Origin of the sequence: Janthinobacterium sp. Mn2066, from assembly GCF_049319705.1 — a bacterium.
GTDB lineage: Bacteria > Pseudomonadota > Gammaproteobacteria > Burkholderiales > Burkholderiaceae_D > Janthinobacterium.
Genome location: NZ_JBMOUF010000014.1, coordinates 25,874 through 43,347, shown reverse-complemented (window position 1 = coordinate 43,347; position 17,474 = coordinate 25,874). Strand labels below are relative to the sequence as shown.

The 17,474-nt window shown below is 63.2% G+C and carries 19 protein-coding genes and 1 tRNA gene; 11 read left to right on the top strand and 9 right to left on the bottom strand.

Annotated features, from left to right (window positions below; all coding sequences use genetic code 11):
* Nucleotides 1-31 precede the first annotated feature (31 nt).
* From ACL9RI_RS23775 to ACL9RI_RS23750, 6 genes are all read left to right on the top strand, one after another.
* Nucleotides 32-1,696, top strand: a complete 1,665-nt coding sequence (locus tag ACL9RI_RS23775; RefSeq protein ID WP_422728948.1) for a Na+/H+ antiporter — start codon at nt 32-34, stop codon at nt 1,694-1,696.
* 115 nt (nt 1,697-1,811) lie between these two features.
* Nucleotides 1,812-2,402 carry a YfiR family protein gene (locus ACL9RI_RS23770; protein ID WP_422728947.1) on the top strand — a complete coding sequence of 197 codons (591 nt, stop codon included), beginning with the start codon at nt 1,812-1,814 and terminating at the stop codon, nt 2,400-2,402.
* Nucleotides 2,399-3,652 (top strand): diguanylate cyclase domain-containing protein, encoded by a 1,254-nt coding sequence (locus tag ACL9RI_RS23765; protein WP_422728946.1) that lies wholly within the window; start codon nt 2,399-2,401, stop codon nt 3,650-3,652. Before ACL9RI_RS23770 ends, ACL9RI_RS23765 begins: the two co-directional genes overlap by 4 nt.
* Before the next feature lie 22 nt (nt 3,653-3,674).
* Entirely contained in the window at nt 3,675-4,178 is a 504-nt protein-coding gene (locus tag ACL9RI_RS23760; protein WP_422728945.1) for an OmpA family protein, read from the top strand.
* A complete protein-coding gene (locus ACL9RI_RS23755) occupies nt 4,175-4,675 on the top strand; it encodes a gluconokinase (protein ID WP_422728944.1) in 501 nt (166 codons plus the stop codon). The genes ACL9RI_RS23760 and ACL9RI_RS23755 overlap by 4 nt, the downstream gene beginning before the upstream one ends.
* A 70-nt stretch (nt 4,676-4,745) precedes the next feature.
* Nucleotides 4,746-5,051, top strand: a complete 306-nt coding sequence (locus ACL9RI_RS23750) for a DUF3144 domain-containing protein (RefSeq protein WP_422728943.1) — start codon at nt 4,746-4,748, stop codon at nt 5,049-5,051.
* Nucleotides 5,052-5,081: 30 nt separating this feature from the next.
* Here the strand turns inward: ACL9RI_RS23750 and ACL9RI_RS23745 are convergent, their stop codons facing one another.
* The 4 genes from ACL9RI_RS23745 to ACL9RI_RS23730 form a co-directional block, all read right to left on the bottom strand.
* Nucleotides 5,082-5,624, bottom strand: a complete 543-nt coding sequence (locus ACL9RI_RS23745) for a gamma carbonic anhydrase family protein (protein ID WP_422728942.1) — start codon at nt 5,622-5,624, stop codon at nt 5,082-5,084.
* Nucleotides 5,625-5,661: 37 nt separating this feature from the next.
* Entirely contained in the window at nt 5,662-6,372 is a 711-nt protein-coding gene (locus tag ACL9RI_RS23740; protein ID WP_422728941.1) for a lysostaphin resistance A-like protein, read from the bottom strand.
* 146 nt (nt 6,373-6,518) lie between these two features.
* On the bottom strand, nt 6,519-7,136 hold the full coding sequence (locus tag ACL9RI_RS23735) for an OmpW/AlkL family protein (protein WP_422728940.1): 618 nt from the start codon (nt 7,134-7,136) through the stop codon (nt 6,519-6,521).
* A 132-nt stretch (nt 7,137-7,268) separates the two neighbouring features.
* The gene (locus tag ACL9RI_RS23730; protein WP_422728939.1) at nt 7,269-8,165 is read right to left on the bottom strand and encodes a LysR family transcriptional regulator; all 897 of its coding nucleotides are present in this window, start codon (nt 8,163-8,165) and stop codon (nt 7,269-7,271) included.
* 166 nt (nt 8,166-8,331) lie between these two features.
* Here ACL9RI_RS23730 and fur point away from each other — a divergent pair, with 166 nt between their 5' ends.
* The 5 genes from fur (at nt 8,332) to ACL9RI_RS23705 (ending at nt 11,992) form a co-directional block, all read left to right on the top strand.
* Nucleotides 8,332-8,769, top strand: coding sequence for a ferric iron uptake transcriptional regulator (gene fur, locus ACL9RI_RS23725; protein WP_183676256.1), 438 nt, complete (start codon nt 8,332-8,334; stop codon nt 8,767-8,769).
* Between the two features lie 203 nt (nt 8,770-8,972).
* Complete coding sequence (locus ACL9RI_RS23720; protein ID WP_422728938.1) at nt 8,973-10,199, top strand: SpoIIE family protein phosphatase; 1,227 nt, start codon at nt 8,973-8,975, stop codon at nt 10,197-10,199.
* A 70-nt stretch (nt 10,200-10,269) separates the two neighbouring features.
* Nucleotides 10,270-10,827, top strand: coding sequence for a SiaB family protein kinase (locus tag ACL9RI_RS23715; protein WP_422728937.1), 558 nt, complete (start codon nt 10,270-10,272; stop codon nt 10,825-10,827).
* A 22-nt stretch (nt 10,828-10,849) separates the two neighbouring features.
* A complete protein-coding gene (locus tag ACL9RI_RS23710; protein ID WP_422728936.1) occupies nt 10,850-11,248 on the top strand; it encodes a DUF1987 domain-containing protein in 399 nt (132 codons plus the stop codon).
* A gap of 3 nt (nt 11,249-11,251) precedes the next feature.
* The gene (locus ACL9RI_RS23705; RefSeq protein ID WP_422728935.1) at nt 11,252-11,992 is read left to right on the top strand and encodes a GGDEF domain-containing protein; all 741 of its coding nucleotides are present in this window, start codon (nt 11,252-11,254) and stop codon (nt 11,990-11,992) included.
* 3 nt (nt 11,993-11,995) lie between these two features.
* Here the strand turns inward: ACL9RI_RS23705 and ACL9RI_RS23700 are convergent, their stop codons facing one another.
* The 5 genes from ACL9RI_RS23700 to fdhE all read right to left on the bottom strand — a co-directional run bounded on the left by ACL9RI_RS23700 (nt 11,996) and on the right by fdhE (nt 17,419).
* On the bottom strand, nt 11,996-12,715 hold the full coding sequence (locus ACL9RI_RS23700; protein WP_422728934.1) for a substrate-binding periplasmic protein: 720 nt from the start codon (nt 12,713-12,715) through the stop codon (nt 11,996-11,998).
* Nucleotides 12,716-12,912: 197 nt separating this feature from the next.
* Nucleotides 12,913-13,008: transfer RNA gene (locus ACL9RI_RS23695), tRNA-Sec, on the bottom strand.
* Between the two features lie 12 nt (nt 13,009-13,020).
* Nucleotides 13,021-14,976, bottom strand: a complete 1,956-nt coding sequence (gene selB, locus ACL9RI_RS23690; protein ID WP_422728933.1) for a selenocysteine-specific translation elongation factor — start codon at nt 14,974-14,976, stop codon at nt 13,021-13,023.
* Nucleotides 14,973-16,379, bottom strand: coding sequence for an L-seryl-tRNA(Sec) selenium transferase (selA, locus tag ACL9RI_RS23685; RefSeq protein WP_422728932.1), 1,407 nt, complete (start codon nt 16,377-16,379; stop codon nt 14,973-14,975). Before selA ends, selB begins: the two co-directional genes overlap by 4 nt.
* Nucleotides 16,379-17,419, bottom strand: a complete 1,041-nt coding sequence (fdhE, locus tag ACL9RI_RS23680) for a formate dehydrogenase accessory protein FdhE (RefSeq protein WP_422728931.1) — start codon at nt 17,417-17,419, stop codon at nt 16,379-16,381. The genes selA and fdhE overlap by 1 nt, the downstream gene beginning before the upstream one ends.
* Nucleotides 17,420-17,474: the final 55 nt, after the last annotated feature.

The following is a 17,474-nucleotide window of genomic DNA, read 5'->3' as shown; positions in this document are numbered from 1 at the left end:
TCTTTTTAGCAAGCCTGGTCCTCTCTTTCACATGCATACCGTTACCGTTATTCTCGTCCTGGTCCTGACCGTCGTCCTGTGCGGCTTCGTCGCCCGCACGCGCTGGGTCAGGCTGCCGCTGCCGCTGGTGCAAATCGCCGGCGGCACCGGACTGGCCCTGTTCGGCATGCAATTGCCGCTCGATCCCGAAATTTTCTTTTTGCTGTTCATTCCGCCGCTGCTGTTCCTCGATGGCTGGCGCATCCCCAAGGGGGCGTTTTTCAGCGATGCGCGCTCGATCCTGATGCTGGCCATCGGCCTGGTGCTGTTTACCGTGCTGGGCATGGGTTTTTTCATCGACTGGCTGATTCCCAGCGTGCCGCTGGCCGTGGCCTTCGCGCTGGGCGCCATCCTGTCGCCGACCGACCCGGTGGCCGTCTCGGCGATTGCCGCCGGCAATCCGATCCCGCCGCGCCTGATGCATATCCTGGAAGGCGAATCCCTGCTCAATGACGCGTCCGGCCTGGTCTGCTTTACCTTTGCCGTGGCCGCCATGATGACGGGCGGCTTTTCCATCGGCGCCGCCTCGCTGAGCTTTGTCCGCGAAGCGGGCGGCGGCATCCTGATCGGCCTGGCCATTTCCTGGGGCGTGGGCCTGGCCAACAAATGGCTGGTCAGCAAGGTCGGCGAAGAACCGGGCCTGCAAATCCTGATCAGCATTTTGATTCCGTTCGCCGCCTACCTGGGCGCCGAACAAATCCATGGTTCGGGCATCCTGGCGGCCGCCACGGCCGGTGTTTCCATGCATTACGCCGACCTGATCGGCCGGCCACTGGCCGCCACGCGCACCCAGCGCAAGGCGGTCTGGGATACGGTACAACTGGTCTTGAATGGCGTCATCTTCGTCATGCTGGGGGCACAGTTGCCAGCCAGCATAGGCAGCCTGCAGGCGGCTTCGATCGAAGTGGGCGCCGGCAGCGCCTGGAAACTGCCCTTGTACGTGGTGGCGATCACCGTGGGCCTGACCTTCATGCGCTTCCTGTGGGTCTTCATTTCCATGAAACTGACCTTGTTCAAGCAAAACAAGAAAGACAGACTGGCCGGCAAGCAACAAGGCAAGGACGACAAGCAACTGGTGCGTCCCGGCCTGCGCCTGCTGCTGGTGGCCTCGTTTGCGGGCGTGCGCGGCGCGCTGACACTGGCCGGCATTTTGACCTTGCCCCTGTTCTTGCCCGATGGCACGCGCTTCCCCGCGCGCGACCTGGTCATTTTCCTGGCGATGGGCGTGATCCTGCTCTCGCTGGTGCTGGCCAGCATCACCCTGCCCCTGCTGACCAAGGGCCTGGTATTCGCACCGCCGGCCCGGCGTTCCAGCGAAGAGCGCAATGCGCGCTCGGCCGCCGCTGAAGCAGCCATCGCGCGGCTGGAAAAAGTCTGTGCGGGTATCAAGACGGAAGGCAAGCAGCAAGTCGTCACGGAAGCGGCGAATCGCCTGATCGAAGCCTACCGGCGGCGCCTCGCGTATGGTGAAAGCAGCAATGACGAAGCGGCCCGCATGCAGGAACTGGCCAGGACAGAGCGGGCGCTGCGCCTGGAAGCGCTGACGGCCGAACGCGACGAACTGTTCCGCCGCCGCATCTCGGGGGAGCTGGACGACGCCATCCATTTGCGCCTGCTGCGTGAAATCGATTTGCTGGAAGCAACACTGGAAGAGTAAGTCGCCATGCAAGCCACAAGGTTAATGTTTATAATGATGCAAGCATCACGACAAAATTAATTCATTTCCATCCCACGTTGCTTGCCGCCCGAGCTACTTACCCAGACACATCGCCGTGCCTTTCCTCTTCCGTTCCTGGCGCCGCTTGCCGCTATTGCTCGGCTGCCTGTTGCTGGCCTGTGCCACCGCCGGCACCGATGCCGCATGGGCACAAGGCGCAGCGCAAGGTGCCATGCCAGGAACTCCCGCCAGCGCCGAAGCGAGGCGCCCGGCCGATGTTGCCCAGATATTGTTCGGCATTATCAGCTATGTGCGCTGGCCGCTGGCACGGCCGGAAGTGCGCGTCTGCATGGTAGGCGCCGTGCGCCAGGAGAATGCCATTATCGATACACCTGCGTCCGCCATGGGGCAGCGCGTCCGGCTCAAGATCCAGACCGCCGTCGGCGCCGCCACCGAATGCGATGTGGTTTATATGGGCAGCTTGCCCGACGTTGAACGTGAGCAATTGCTGGCACAAATCATCGGCAAACCCATCCTGTCGGTCAGCGAACCGGGGACGGCCTGCCTGGTCGGCACCATGTTTTGCCTGCGCCTGGTGGAAACGCAGCTGGGCTTTGACGTCAACCTCGACGCCATCGCCCGCAGCGGCTTGCGCGTGCATCCGAACGCGCTGCAAATCGCCCGCCGCAAGGGCCCCTCGCCATGACCATCACCAACAACAAGAAACCCCGGCCCACGCTCGACAGCGTGCTGCGGCGCGCCCATCTGAGCATCTCGCTGATCGCCGTGCTGGCCGCCGGCCTGACCCTGACGGCCGTGGCGCTGCTGGCCCTGCGCGTGTACTCGGACCAGAACTTGCGCCTGGTGGCGCGCTCGATGAGCTATACGGTGGAAGCGGCCGTGGTGTTTGGCGACCCCATCGCGGCCAAGGAAGCGCTGGCCCTGATCGGCGTCAATGAAGACATTGACCAGGCCTGGGTCAAGGATAAGGAAGGCAAGATCCTGGCCCGCTGGGAACGCGGTGAACATGGCACGCGCTACTACATCGAACGGGCCCTGACGGGCTGGATGCTGCCCGTGTCGCTGGCGTTTCCCATCACCCATGACGAACAGGCGATCGGCAGCATCGAACTGGTGCCGCACAGCCGCAGCCTGCTGCCCTTCCTGCTCACCGGCCTGTCCTGCCTGCTGGGCTGCCTGGTACTGAGCCTGGCCGTGGCGGTGCGTATGTCGCGCCGCATGGAAATCGACATCACGGCGCCGCTGCGCAACCTGGCCGAGACGGCCCATCGCGTGCGGCGCGAGCGCTCGTTCGAATTGCGCGTGCCCAGCGCCAATATTGCCGAACTCAACCAGATCAATGACGACTTTAACGCGCTGCTCGACGAGCTGGAAGCATGGCAAAGCCATCTGCAAAAAGAAAACGCCTCGCTGTCGCACCGCGCCAACCACGACAGCCTGACAGGCTTGTCGAACCGCTCCTTCATGGAAGCCGAGCTCGAGCGCGCCATCAGCGAAGCGCGCGTCAGCAATGGCAAAGTGGCCGTGCTGTTTCTCGACAGCGACCGCTTCAAGTACATCAATGACACCTATGGCCATGCTGCAGGCGACCGGGTGCTGGTAACCATCGCCGCGCGCATCAAGCAGCAGTTGCGTGAAGGCGACCTGGTGGCGCGGCTGGGCGGCGATGAATTCGCCATCCTGCTCAAGCCTTTGCGCCACAGCAGCGACGCCATGCACATTGCCGACAACATCATCGCCGGCATGGCGCAAGCCATCGACCTGCCGACGGGCAACAGTATCGTCACGTCGCTGACCATCGGCGTCGCCGTCTTCCCCGATCACGCCATCGACTCTGCCTCGCTGGTGGGCGCGGCCGACGAAGCAATGTACCGGGCCAAGCAGGCACAGCGCGGCACGCGCGAAGTGGCCCGCCTTCCCTACAACGAAATTTAACCGTGACCAAAGGAGTTTCACCATGCAATTGATCGTCAAGCGCCTGCGCCTTGGATTCCTGGGCCTGCTCATGCTGGGCCTGCTGGCGGCCTGCCAAAGCACGCCAGCCGTAAAATCGCCGTTCAATGCTGCGCAGATCGCCACCTTGAAGGAGCAAGGCTTTTATCAGACGGACGAAGGCTGGGAGCTGAGCTTTACCGACAAGCTGCTGTTCGACTTCGCCGCCTCCAGCCTGACCAGCGCCAGCCGCAGCGGCATCCAGAAAATCAGCGCTGCCTTGCTCAAGGTCAACATCACGCACTTGCGCGTGGAAGGCCACACGGATAGCGAAGGAGCTGAAGCGCTCAATAACAAGCTGTCGCTGGCGCGTGCCAACGTGGTGGCCGACGCGATGATCTCGGCAGGCATTCCACGCAATAACATGGTCGTGCGCGGCCTGGGCATGAGCAAACCGGTGGCATCGAACGCCAGCAAGGCGGGCCAGGCGGAAAACCGCCGCGTTACCGTCATCGTCACCTCGCCATGAGCGCAACAGAGCCTCGCTGGGTAGTGATGGGCGTATCCGGCTGCGGCAAGAGCTTCATCGGCAGCCTGCTGGCCAGCCGGCTGAAAGTAGACTATGTGGAAGGCGACGAACTGCATCCGCCGGAAAACGTGGCCAAAATGGCGGCCGGCGTGCCGCTGACCGATGCCGACCGGGCCGGCTGGCTGGCCGCCTTGCGCGACCGCATCGCGCGTGCTCGCGCGCAAGGCATAGGCCTGGTCGTCTCGTGCTCCGCCCTGAAACGCGCCTACCGCGACCTCTTGCGCGAGGGTGACCCTGGCCTGCGCTTCGCCCATCTCGACGGTCCGCGCGAGATACTGCTGCAGCGCATGCAGGAGCGGCAGCATTTCATGCCGGCCAGCCTGCTGGACAGCCAGTTGCAGACTTTGCAGCCGCTGCAGGCGGACGAGGCCGGCCTCGTGCTCGATTTCCGCCAGGCGCCTGATGAGCTCGTGAAACAACTGCTGCGAACGGCGTGAGGCCCGTCCTGGCGGCTGGACAGCCCGTGGTCCGCTGTGTAGACTGGCATGCAATTTCATGAGGAGTCGTATGAGCACACCAAGAACGGGCCCCGAATTCTGGGAACGGGCCGACCAGATCATCGCCGTGGCCAATCAGCAATGCGAGCACAACACGGGGAATGAAGTAGCCACCTCGCTGCTGTATGCCGCCGCCCGCTTCAACGCGTTCCTGATCGCCAGCAAGACCAATGACCCGGTCAAGATGCAGCAGGAAAAAGACGATGCCGTCGCCTTTTTCACCGAGCAATACAAGCGCATGCTAAACGATAACTTCAACGACTATATCGCCAACTTCGCCAAATATACCGATCCGGCAGCCGCTCCCAAGGGTTAATCCCCCGCCCAAGGACACCGGCGCCTGCCGTCAGGCGTCGTCCTTGCCCGCCAGGTAATTATTCTTGACGCGCACATAGTGCTCGGCCGAATAACGCAGGTAGGCGATCTCGGCTTCCGTCAGGGCGCGTACTTTCACGGCCGGCCGGCCCACGTATAAATGGCCGCTTTCCAGCACCTTGCCCGGCGAGACCAGGCTGCCGGCGCCCAGCATCACGTTTTTCTCCACCACCACATCATCCATCACGATGCTGCCCATGCCGATCAGGCATTCGTCGCCGATGGTGCAGCCGTGCAAGATCACGGAATGGCCGATGGTCACGTATTTGCCGATCGTCAAGGGCGAACCCTCGGGCTTGGACGCGCTCTTGTGCGACACGTGGCCCATGGAAAAGTCTTGCACATTGCTGCCCTCGCCGATGACGATGCGGTTGACGTCGCCGCGCAGCACGCTGTTGCACCAGATCGAGCAATCGTCGGCGATCTGTACATCGCCGATCACTTGCGCCGTACCGTGCAGGTAGACGCGCTCGCCCACCACGGGACGGGTATTCAGGTAAGAACTCAGAGGCATGGTTTTCTCGCTTCAGACTAAAATAAAACCCACAGTATTACACCCAGCCGGCCGCCAGCGCAAAGATCGCCAGGCCATGCGCCAGCGCCGCACCCAGCAAGCCGGCACGACGATATACCAGTCCCGCCACCACGCCTTCGATCACGGTAAACACCAGGATGGGCGCGCCCACCTGCGTGACGGTAGTGGCCAGGAAAGCGTGGCACAGGCCGAACAGCAGGCCCGACACCAGCGCCGCGCGCACGGCCGGCATGTGTTCCTGTAACTGCTGCTGCAGCAAACCGCGAAACAGCAGTTCTTCATAACAGTTGGCGGCCAATGAAAACACCAGCAACAGCGGCAACAAAGAGGTGCCGACGGGTGGCAAGGATGGCACGCCGGCCAGCGCTTTCAACATCATGGCCAACACCGCCACCAGCGCTGCGCCGGCCAGGCCCCAGGCGGCAGAGCTGGCGCAGCCCTTCCCTGCCCAACGGATGCCGGCACGCATCTCTTTTTCCAGGCTGCAAATTCCAGCCATCAGCCCCAGCGACAGGGCGCCCAAGGCCAGCAAGATCATGGGCGGCGCCGTAAAGCGCAAGCCGCCGGCCGCCACCTGCCAGTAACCATGGACTGTCATCGCATCGCGCGCCAGCACAAAGAAGAGGATGTGCACCAGCACCCGCAACAGCGGCAACTGGCGCGGCACGGCCAGCAGCAAGGCAGCGCAGACGAGAAACGCGGGCGTAATGGCCAGCAGATATTGCATCAGGGACTGCAGTTCAGGCATCATCAAAAGGGAAATGCATGTAAAAGTGCCAATGGACACGACGGCAGCAATTGTATGCGGAGGTAAAACAAATAGGCGAAAAAAATCCGGCTGCGTGAGCCGGATTCCATCACAGCGAGAATTGCTTAGAAGCGGTAACCCACGCCCACGCCGATCAGCCATGGATCCACCTTGACTTCGCTGGCCTTGGCGCCCGAGATAAATACATCGCTGCGGATCTGCACTTTCTTGACGTCGAAGTTCAGCGACCAGTTCTTGTCGAACTTGTAGTCAGCGCCCGCTTGCAAGGAAAGGCCCCAGCTGTCGTGCTCCAGGCGGCCGGCGCCGTCCAGCAGATTGACGCCCGACATGGTGGTGTAGTTCACGCCCGCCCCCACGTAAGGGCTGAACTGTTTTTCCGGCGTGAAATGGTATTGCAGGGACAAGGTAGGCGGCAAGTGTTTGAAGGTGCCGATCTTGTTGCCGTCGAGCGTGACGTCATGTTTTTGCGGATAGGTCAGGATCAGCTCGGCAGCGATATTAGGGGTAAAGAAATACGAGATATCGATTTCAGGAATCGTCTTGCTGCTGACATGCAAGCGGTCGGATGCGCCCACGCCGCCGATCGGAGCAGACTTGTCGGCCGGATCGATATGCACGGCGCGGACGCGGACCAGCCACGGGCTTTCCTCGGCCATTGCATTGCCGGCGTAAGCGCCGAGGACGGCCAGGACGAGTGCTGCTGCAGTTGCGGACTTGTTCATTTCATTCTCTCTGTCGTTAAGTAACGCTGTGCAGTCTAAAAGTGCAGTGCAGCAAAAACTTTGATCCACATCAAATAGCGCCCGATGACGATCACAGAGGGATTTTTTCCTTTACCTAAGTCAAAAAGCGGCTCAATGCACACCGGCAAACAGGCTGGCCAGCCAATCGGCAAACACGCGCACCCGGGACGACAGTTGCCGGTGATGCGGGTACATCACGGAAACGGGAATGGGATCGGGACGCAAGGCAGGCAAGACCTCGCACAGTTCGCCAATAGCAATCGATTTCTCCAGGTGATAACGGGGCGCCTGTATCAGTCCCATGCCCGCGCGGCAGCAGGCGTGATATGCATCGGCATTATTGACCGAGACGGTGCCCGGCAATTCCAGGCTATGCAGCTGGCCATCAGCCTTGAATTCGAAGGGCCACAGCTTGCCGGTGTGGGCGGAAAAGAAATTGACGGCGCGGTGGCCCTGCAAGTCGTCCAGCGTCTGCGGCATGCCGTGCGCAGCCAGGTAGGCGGGACTGGCGCAGGTCACTTGCTCCAGCAGCGCCACCCGGCGCGCCACCATGGACGAGTCCGTCAACACCCCCACCCGCAAGACACAATCGACGCCTTCGCGCACCAGATCGACCAGGCGGTCGCCCATGCCGATTTCCAGCTCGATCAGCGGATAGCGGGCGCAAAACTGGTCCAGCACGGGCATCACGAAATGCATGCCCAGGGTGCTATGCATATCGATGCGCAACTTCCCGGCCGGCTGCTGCACGGCCGCCGAAAACACATTTTCCGTCTCTTCCAGGTCCGCCAGCAGGCGCACGCAGCGCTGGTAATACGCTTCGCCATCGAGCGTGGCCGTCACCTGGCGCGTGGTCCGGTGCAGCAGCCGCACGCGCAGCCGCGCTTCCAGTTGCTTGATCGCATGCGTCACCGTCGCCTTGGGAAAACCCAGATCATGGGCCGCCTGCGTAAAACTGTTCAGTTCCACAATGCGCGTAAATATCCGCATCGCATCAAATCGGTCCATATCTATCCCATTGTTTGTCGTTACTGCACAGTGTAGCGATATCACTTATGCCTTTCCAGTTATGGCAACAAATTTACGCCACACAGAACAAATGAGAATGGTAATGATTATCATTTGCGATATAATATATTGCCAAGCATAGGCGATCATAAAAGGAACTGGAGATATGGATATATTGAGGGAACTGCGGGATTCAGGCTTGAAAGTCACCATCCCCCGCTTGCGGATCTTGCAGCTGTTTCAGGAAGGGTCGATCAAGCATCTGAGTGCGGACGATGTCTATAAGCTCTTGCTGGCCGAAAAAATCGACGTGGGCCTGGCCACCATCTACCGCGTGCTGATGCAGTTTGCCGAAGCGGGCATTTTGTTCCGCCGCCACTTTGAATCGGGCCACGCCGTGTTTGAACTCAATGAAGGCCAGCACCACGACCATCTGGTGTGCACGGGCTGTGGCAAGGTCGATGAATTCGTCGATGAAAGCATCGAGCTGCGCCAAAATGAAATCGCCGCCGAGCGCGGTTTCGTGCTGCACGAACATGCGTTGTCGCTGTACGGCACCTGCGCCGACTGCACGGCAAAGAAAATTCCTCCACGCAAGGTCTGACCACGTTTGAAGAACAGACAGATGCACAATCCGGCAAGCCCAGTCTTGCCAAGCATCCATCTTTCATGCGTTTTTGACACACTCTACAGCGGCTGGTAATCAAGCTGTCACATTCAGCGGCTACCATGGTGATATTGCCTTTTTGCCAGTCGCATTGCAGTAGCGGCAACAGGGCACCGACCGTCATGTAAAGGTAGCCGCCTGTGGAGTTCAACGCCTCTCGTCTGCATCTTCCCCGTTATCGCTCTTCCGTGGCGGCCGACCTGTGCATCGCCACCGAGTCGGTGCAGGCCGACGCCAGCAATTTCGACGTGCTGGAACTGTTCACGGAACGGCGCGACATGATGAGCTTGCCCGTGACGGAACAGCAGCGGCCGATCGGCTTGATCAGCCGCAATATCTTCATGTCGCAGATGTCCAAGCCCTTCTATCACGAGGTGTATGGCAAGAAGAGCTGCATCGCCTTCATGGACAAGGAACCGCTGATCGTCGACGCCGCCATGAGCATCGAAGACCTCACCTTCCGTGCCGTGGAAGCGGGCGAAAAGGCGCTGGCCGATGGCTTCATCATCACCGAAGACGGCGCGCTGGCCGGCGTGGGTTTTGGTTTGCAGCTGATGAACGTGGTGGCCACCATGCAGGCCGAGAAAAACCGCCAGATCATGCACAGCATCGATTACGCCAGCGTAATCCAGCGCGCCCTGCTGCGCACATCAAGCGCTGAGCTGTCCGCCACCCTGCCCGACGCCCACCTGGAATGGCAGCCGCGCGACGTGGTCGGCGGCGATTTCTATTTTTTCGAGCGCCATGCAGGCGGCTGGTTTGCCGCCATCGCCGACTGCACCGGGCATGGCGTGCCGGGCGCCTTCATGACCCTGATCGCTTCCTCTGCGCTGAACCAGGCCCTGCGCGAACTGGGGCCGCATGACCCGGCCGCCCTGATCGGCGCCGTCAGCCGCGCCATCAAGACCCTGCTGGGGCAGGATGGCAGCGCCACCGGGTCGAACGACGGCATGGATTGCGCCTTTTTATGCTATGACACGGCCAGCGCCAGCCTGCGTTTCGCGGGGGCGAAACTGACGCTGTACCAGGTCATGCCTGGCGACGGAGCTGACGATGCGGTGCGCGCCATCGACGGCGCGCGCATGGGCGTCGGTTATGTCGACACGCCGGCCGGCTATTGCTGGCACAACGAGACGCTCGACACGCCGCAGGGCAGCCTGCTGTTCATCACCACCGATGGCTTGCTCGACCAGATCGGCGGCAGCCGCGACATCGCCTATGGCAAGCGGCGCATGCGCGAGCAACTGCTGGCCCGCCGCGCTGCCCCTGCCAGCGAGGTGGCGGCGGCGCTGCTGCACGACATCGCCGCCTGGCAAGGCGCGCAGCCGCGCCGCGACGACCTGACCTTTTTCTGTTTTCGCCTATAGGCCGCCTGTAGCCCGTCTTCAGGCCTTTCATCCACATCACGCCGGTTACCGGCCAGCCAGGAGCACTGACGTGCTGTACGAAGAATTCAACGAGTTTTGGGATGTGGCGCGCAAGCGCAATATCATCTTTTTTTACGTGGGCTACTTTTCGCAGCACGTGGTCAGCGCGATTTCCGAAACCATCAAGGCCCGGCTCGATACGGCCGGTGCGGCCGGTCCCACGCGGCGGCGGATTTTTTCTTCCTTTATCGAGATGTCGCAAAACATCATGCACTACTCGTCGGACAGCCTGACGCCCGATGCGCAGCTGGACCAGCAGATGCGGCGCGGTTCGTTTTGCATCGGCACCAGCGGCGACAGTTTTTTCCTGTTGTGCGCCAATCCCGTCTCGACCGACAACGTGGCAAAAATCCGCACGCGCCTCGAACCGCTGCACACCATGACCATGGAAGATATCCGCCTGGCCTACAAGCGCGCCCTGCGCGAAGATACCCCAACCGACAGCAAGGGCGCCGGCCTGGGTTTCCTGACCATGGCGCGCGACGCCAGCGAACCGCTGGAATTCGAATTCGCCCAGGACGCGCAGGAACCGGGCAGCACCATCTTCTGCATCAAAGCCATCATTTGAAAGAGCCGACTCAGGAAAGCATATGCAATTACCGTCACCACTGTTCATCACCGCGACCCCGAGTTCGCCCGAAATCGATTTCCGCTTCGAGCAGCACACCCTGTCGATCAAGGGCGAGTCCTATCCGGAAAACGCCGCCGCCTTCTATGGCCCGCTGATCGCCGCCGTGCGCAGCTACCTGGAAAGCTGCCGCGAGGCGGAAATCAGCGTCAATGTCTCGCTGGCCTATTTCAACAGCTCCAGCACCAAGATGCTGTTCACCCTATTCGATATCCTGAACCAGGCGGCCATCGACGGCAACCACGTGCGCCTGAACTGGTACCACGACGAAGACGACGACACCATCCTGGAATTCGGCCAGGAATTGCAGCTCGACTTCACGGCGCTCGATTTCTGCGACCATCCCGTGCGCAGCAGCTAAGGCATGGGAACACCGATGTCCGAGGCCAGCCTGGAACCCGACCTGTTCACCGTGGAAGCGGCGGCGCTGGCGGCCGCCCGCAGCATGCATGCCGATGTGAGCGCGCCCGGCGCGGAACAGCGGCGCGTGCTCGGCGAGCTGATACTCCACTATGAGCGCCTGATGCGTGAAACGCGCCGGCTGATACGCCGCAGCGACCGCGCCGAGCGCGACATGAATCAGCTGAACCGGCAATTGCAGGAGCTGGCCGGCCAGCTGGAATACCGCGCCACGCACGATCCGCTGACGGGCGCCCTGAACCGCGGTGCCGTGATCGAACATGCGCAAAGCCGATTGGCCCTGGGCGACATGGCCCTGATCGTGCTCGACATCGACCTGTTCAAGCAAGTCAACGACGATTTCGGCCATCCGGCCGGCGATGGCGTGATCCAGGCCGTGGTCGATTGCCTGAAACATTTGCTGGGCGAGCAAACGGCCATCGGCCGGGTCGGCGGAGAAGAATTTTCCGTGGTCTGGCCGACCACTTCGCGCGACGACGCCGTGAAGGTGGCGCAACAGATATGCGACACCATCGCCCGCCACCGCCATGCAGCGCCCATCTCGCGCGCCATCACGGCCAGCGTGGGACTGAGCTGGAACCGTGCCGGCACCGCGTTCGAGACGGCCTACAGCCACGCCGACCAGGCGCTGTATCAGGCCAAGCGCGAAGGACGCAACTGCGTGCGCCTGTGGCTGGGAAACTGATCGTCAGTATGCGCTATCATGGCGCGCCATGCTGCCATCGCGGCGCATGGCTTGCACGGCGCGTTGCATGGCGGCCAGCTGCGCCTCGGGCACGCGCTTGTTACAGGCCAGATAAGTCTGCACCCGGTTGAACGTCAGCAGCGGCACTACCCGCGCCTCCCAATCCTTGCCGGCGAACGGCTTGCTGCCGACCGCCTTGCCGACCGCCCACAGGTCGATGCGTCCCAGCAGCAGCTTTTGCGGATTGAGCCAGTCCTGCGTCACGGGCGCCACCTCGAAGCCGCGCTGGCGCAAGTAGTCTTCGCGCGCATCGCCCAGCACCGTGCCTATCGTCAAGCCGCGCGCATCATCGAGCGTGCGCAGCACCAGGCGCCGGCCTGCCAGTCCGTATAAAACCCATTCGGCTTCGTTGAGGGGGCCGATCCAGTGGAACAGCGCTTCGCGCTCCTGCGTACGGGTGGTGGAAAACACGCAGGTATCGGCGTCGCGCAGCGCCTGCGCATACGCGCGCTTCCATGGCAGCAGCGTCATGCTGTAAGTAATGCTGGCGCGCGCCATGATATCGCGCACCTTGGCCGTTTCGCGGCCCACGATCTGGTCGCCGTCCATCATGCTCGATGGCGCCAGATGCTGTTCGCCGACGATGCGCAGCCCGGCCGCCGCAGCCGCATTCGCCATCAGCAGCAGCGCCGCCACCAGCCATGCCCTTCGTCCCTGCTTCATGCTCGCCTTCTCGTGCCTGTCGCGTCACCGTGCCAGACCGCCAGACACCGCGCCCAGCCTGCTTCTGCCACCTGCCAGATGGTAGCATCCGATTCAGTTTTGCCGTTAAGAAATGTTGCTTCTAAGGTCATTATTTGATCGCAGCGTGGCGGCGGGCCAACGTTGCCAGCGATCGAAGAGCGGCGTGAAGAAATGATTGGCGGAAAACAGTAGGAGTCGAACCTACGGGAGAACGTCTGACGCCCTCCACCGGGTTTGAAGCCCGGCCACATCACCGGATGAGTGTGCTTTCCGCGGTGCCTGAGCTAGATATTGATGGGGCTGCTGCCATACGACCACTGCGCATGCGGCCGCAATAAATGCCCATTGCCAACACGGCGAGTATAACCGACCCGGTCAAAAAACTCCAAAACCTGAATCGCCCGCTTGCGGCCCAGGCCGCTGGCGTCGCGGAACACGGCTGCGCCCACGGCGCCGGAGCCGGATTCCAGCCTCTCGTCCAGTGCTGCTTTTTCGGCCAGCTCACGCGCCAGTTGCGCCAGTTCCGCCAGCGCCGCCGGATGATAAAACAGGTCGTGCACCACCTGGCTGATCTGGCCTGCCTTGGCAAGCTTGCGCAAGAGCCGGCGCGTTTCGTCTTCGGTCTGGCCGAATTCGCGCGCCAGGTCGCGCGTCCATGGCGGGTCGAAACGTCCCTGCTCCAGCGCCGCCAGCATGGGTTCCGCCACTTGCACTTCCTGCGGCGTCAAGGCCACACTGTGGCCGGGCAGGTGCAGGCTGGCGCCGCGCGACAGCACCTCGCCACCAGCCAGCAGCGCATCGACCAGGCCAGTCCACAGCGCGTCTTCCATCTCGCTGTCGACGATGCGCTTCAGGCGCCACAGTTCCGGCCCCGCCTCGTCGGGCGCACGCGCATGGAAGTTTTCCAGCGCCAGCAGCACGCGCTGGCGCAGCGCATCCCAGGCGTCAGGCGCCAGCAGCACGGCGTCGCCGCCGCGCAAGGCGATGCGCCGCGTATCATCCGGCAGCGCGATGGCGGACGCCGGCAGCAGCGACAGGCGCACCAGCAGCGACTCGCGCAACCCCAGCGGGCTTTGCGCCAGCAAGGCCGCGTAATCGCCCTGCGCAATAAAGGCCGCCAGCGCATCGAGCCAGGCCAGGCGCGCTGGGCTGCGCCGCTTGCGCGCGGGGCCGAACGGATCGAGCACAACGCCGCCGCCCACCGTTTGCGTCGCTTGCGCATTGCGCACCACGAAACGGTCGCCGGGCACCGCATGCATGGGCGCGTCGAACACCAGCTGCACCCTGCCCGTTTCCCCCGGCGACAGGCTGTCGCCAGTGAGCGGCACGGCGCGTGCCAGCTGGTGCGCCGCGCCCAGGTGCACATGCAGCGGCGACCAGGCTTTCAGTTGCAGGCCCGCATCGGGCAGCAGGGTCAGTTCCACGTCGATGCGTTCCGAACACAAGGCCAGCTCGGGCGCGACGATCCAGTTGCCCCGTTCGATGCGTTCGCGGGCGATGCCGGCCAGGTTCAAGGCCAGGCGCTGGCCCGCCACGCCGGCATCGGCGGCACGGTTTTGCGCATGGATGCTGCGCACCCGCGCCTGCGCGCCACCCGGCGCCAGCTGCAGGGTATCGCCAACTTTCGCCATGCCGGCCAGCGCCGTGCCCGTGATGATGGTGCCCTGCCCCGACAGGGTAAACACCCGGTCCACGCCCAGGCGGAACAAGCGCCGTTCATCGCGCTGCGGCAGGCTGCGCGACACTTGCGTCAAATGCACCAGCAAGGCGGCCACGCCGGGGTCGCCCTCCATGCTGGCGGCGGTCGGGAAAATCGGGCTGCCGGCCAGCGGCGTGCCGTCGAGCAGCGCTTCGATATCGGCTTCCACCTGCGCCACGCGGGCGCCGTCGGCGCGGTCGATCTTGGTCAGCGCCACCGCGCCCCGCGTCACGCCCAGCAGCTGCAGAATGGCCAGGTGTTCCAGCGTCTGCGGCATGATGCCGTCATCGGCCGCCACCACCAGCAGGGCGAAGTCGATGCCGGTCACGCCGGAGGCCATGGTGCGGATGAATTTTTCGTGGCCGGGCACGTCGATCACGCCCAGCACCGTGCCGTCTGGCAGCGGCAGATAGGCGTAACCGAGTTCGATGGAAATGCCGCGCGCCTGTTCTTCCTTCAGGCGGTCCGTATGCACGCCCGTCAGTGCGCGCGTGAGCGTGGTCTTGCCATGGTCGATATGGCCTGCGGTGCCGACGATCATGGATGCAGCTGCCCGAGCTGCTGCACGAAGGCAGGCATGTGCGCCGCTTCCAGGCAGCGCAAATCGAGCCATAACGTATCCTGGCTGATGCGCCCGATGACCGGTTGCGGCAAGGAGCGCAAGCGCTGTTCCAGCACGCCCAATGGATTGCTCAGGCGCGAGCCGGGCGCGCTGCGTATCGCCAGGCCGCAGCTGGGCAGCTGATCGACGGGCAAGGCGCCGCTGCCGATCTGGCTCAGCATGGATTCCACGCTGACGACATAATTTGTACCCAAAGCCTGCTGCAGCAGCGGCGCGATTTCCTGCGCCTGGCTGCGCATGGCGGCGGCGGGACGCGTCAGCAAGCGCAGAGTCGTCAGGCGTTCGGTCAGCAAGTCCGGTGCACGGTACAGCTGCAGCACCGGTTCCAGGGCGGCCAGGGTCAGCTTGCCGACCCTTAATGCGCGTTTTAATGGATTGCGCTTGATCTTCGCGATCAGGTCGGCACGGCCGACGATCACGCCGCACTGCGGGCCGCCCAGCAGCTTGTCGCCGCTGAAGGTCACCAGGTCGGCGCCGGCGGCGATGGTTTCACGCACCGTGGTTTCATGCGGCAAGCCGAACTGCGCCAGGTCGACCAGGGTGCCGCTGCCCAGGTCCACGGCGGTAGGAATCGCATGCTGCGCCCCCAGCGGCACCAGGGCATCGAGTTCCACGCTCTTGGTAAAGCCGGTAATCGCGTAATTGCTGCAATGGACCTTCATCAGCAAGGCCGTCTGCTCGCTGATGCCGTTGGCGTAATCGGCCAGGTGGGTGCGGTTGGTGCTGCCCACTTCGCGCAAGGTGGCGCCGGCGCGCGTCATCACGTCGGGAATGCGGAAGGCGCCGCCGATTTCCACCAGCTCGCCGCGCGAGACGATCACCTCTTTACCCTGCGCCAGGGTGTTGAGCATCAGCAGCACGGCGGCCGCATTGTTGTTGACCACGGTGGCCGCTTCGGCGCCCGTCAATTCGCGCAGCAGTTCCTCGACCAGGTCGTCGCGGTCGCCGCGCTTGCCCGTTTCCAGGTCGAATTCCAGATTCATCGGCCATTGCAGCGCCTGCACCACCGCCTGCACGGCGCTATCCGGCAGCAAGGCGCGGCCCAGGTTGGTATGCAGCACCGTGCCCGTCAGGTTGAACACGGGCTTCAAATGCGAGCGAGACTGTGCTTGCAGCCGTGCGCCTGCCTCGGCCACGATGGACGCCAAAGTGGCAGCCTCTTCCATCGCCGCGCCTGCCAGCATGGCTGCACGCAGTTCGGCCAGCAGCGCCCGTGCACACGCCAGGGTTTGCACGCGGCCATAGTCGGCGATCAGGGCCTGGCACGCCGCATGACCGAGGATGCGGTCGACCGACGGCAGGCGCACGGTTTGTTCGCTCATTACTGCGCGCCTCCCTTGCCCAGCCACAGCAGCGGATTGCCGCTGGCGCGCTGGTAGCCCGCTTCGCCCACCAGCAGGTCCAGCATCAGGCTGGCCAGGTCGTCGGCCAGCGGTTCGACCTGGTAATCATGTTCCTGGTTGAAGACTTTGCGATAAGTATGGCAATCGTCGCAGGTTTCCGCGCGCGCCACTTTTTTCGGATCGTTGGCCTTGTTCGGCAATTTATCGTCCTTGGCCGTCACCGGGTCGAACGGCGCCGCATCGGCCGCATCCAGTCCCTGGTAGGCGATCTTGCCATTCTGTTCGCAGGTCGAACACTTGACGCGCACCATATGCCATTCGCTTTCGCAGATGCCGCAATGCAGGTAGCGGTAGCCTTGCGCCTGGCCGCCGATGCGGATCACGCTGGCGACCGGGTGCGAACCGCAGACGGGGCACAAGGACCCTGTTTCCAGGTCGGGCACGCGGGTGGCGCGCAACTGGCTGGCCGACACCGACCACAGAATCTGCAGGGCGGCGGCGACGAATGGCGCATGCATGGGATTGAGGTTGTCGCCATTTTCATCGAGCACGGCGTCGGCGCAGGCTTCCAGCGCATCGCCGTCCAGCGCGCGCAGCTGCGCCAGCACTTGCGTCAAGCCGCCAGCCAGGGCTGGCTGGCGCGCGGCCGTCGCGGCCAGTTCGTCCAGCAGGCTGTTAAAAATCGTGCGCCACACGGGCGGACGGGCGCCGCTGACAGGCAGCACCGGCATGCGGTGCTGTATCGCGCGGCCCAGCACTTCGGCGTCTGCCACGGGCACGGCGTCCGGCGCCAGGCCCGCCACCACGGCGGCCTGGGCATCGGCCAGCGCCGCCATCAGCAGCAGATAACCCTGCATGCCCGCATCGACGGGGATGCCCTTGATATTGCCCTGCGCCAATTCACGCAAGCGCACGGCGCGCGCCGTAAACAGGCTGTTCGGCTGCGGCAGCAGCAGGCGCGGAATCGCGTTGTGGTCCAGGCCTTCGATTTCGCCTGGCTGGAGTATGCGTTGTACCACGGAATTTTCCCATCCAAAAAGCCGGAACCGTCCGGCAAGCCCATCCAGCGGATGC

Coding starts and splice junctions, on each gene's coding strand:
- ACL9RI_RS23705 (WP_422728935.1), top strand. CDS start 11,252: ATGGGAACACCGATGTCCGAGGCCAGCCTGGAACCCGACCTGTTCACC.
- selB (WP_422728933.1), bottom strand. CDS start 14,976: ATGATCGTCGGCACCGCAGGCCATATCGACCATGGCAAGACCACGCTC.
- ACL9RI_RS23765 (WP_422728946.1), top strand. CDS start 2,399: ATGACCATCACCAACAACAAGAAACCCCGGCCCACGCTCGACAGCGTG.
- ACL9RI_RS23775 (WP_422728948.1), top strand. CDS start 32: ATGCATACCGTTACCGTTATTCTCGTCCTGGTCCTGACCGTCGTCCTG.
- ACL9RI_RS23760 (WP_422728945.1), top strand. CDS start 3,675: ATGCAATTGATCGTCAAGCGCCTGCGCCTTGGATTCCTGGGCCTGCTC.
- ACL9RI_RS23750 (WP_422728943.1), top strand. CDS start 4,746: ATGAGCACACCAAGAACGGGCCCCGAATTCTGGGAACGGGCCGACCAG.
- ACL9RI_RS23710 (WP_422728936.1), top strand. CDS start 10,850: ATGCAATTACCGTCACCACTGTTCATCACCGCGACCCCGAGTTCGCCC.
- ACL9RI_RS23755 (WP_422728944.1), top strand. CDS start 4,175: ATGAGCGCAACAGAGCCTCGCTGGGTAGTGATGGGCGTATCCGGCTGC.
- ACL9RI_RS23735 (WP_422728940.1), bottom strand. CDS start 7,136: ATGAACAAGTCCGCAACTGCAGCAGCACTCGTCCTGGCCGTCCTCGGC.
- ACL9RI_RS23700 (WP_422728934.1), bottom strand. CDS start 12,715: ATGAAGCAGGGACGAAGGGCATGGCTGGTGGCGGCGCTGCTGCTGATG.
- ACL9RI_RS23740 (WP_422728941.1), bottom strand. CDS start 6,372: ATGCAATATCTGCTGGCCATTACGCCCGCGTTTCTCGTCTGCGCTGCC.
- ACL9RI_RS23745 (WP_422728942.1), bottom strand. CDS start 5,624: ATGCCTCTGAGTTCTTACCTGAATACCCGTCCCGTGGTGGGCGAGCGC.
- selA (WP_422728932.1), bottom strand. CDS start 16,379: ATGAGCGAACAAACCGTGCGCCTGCCGTCGGTCGACCGCATCCTCGGT.
- fur (WP_183676256.1), top strand. CDS start 8,332: ATGGATATATTGAGGGAACTGCGGGATTCAGGCTTGAAAGTCACCATC.
- ACL9RI_RS23730 (WP_422728939.1), bottom strand. CDS start 8,165: ATGGACCGATTTGATGCGATGCGGATATTTACGCGCATTGTGGAACTG.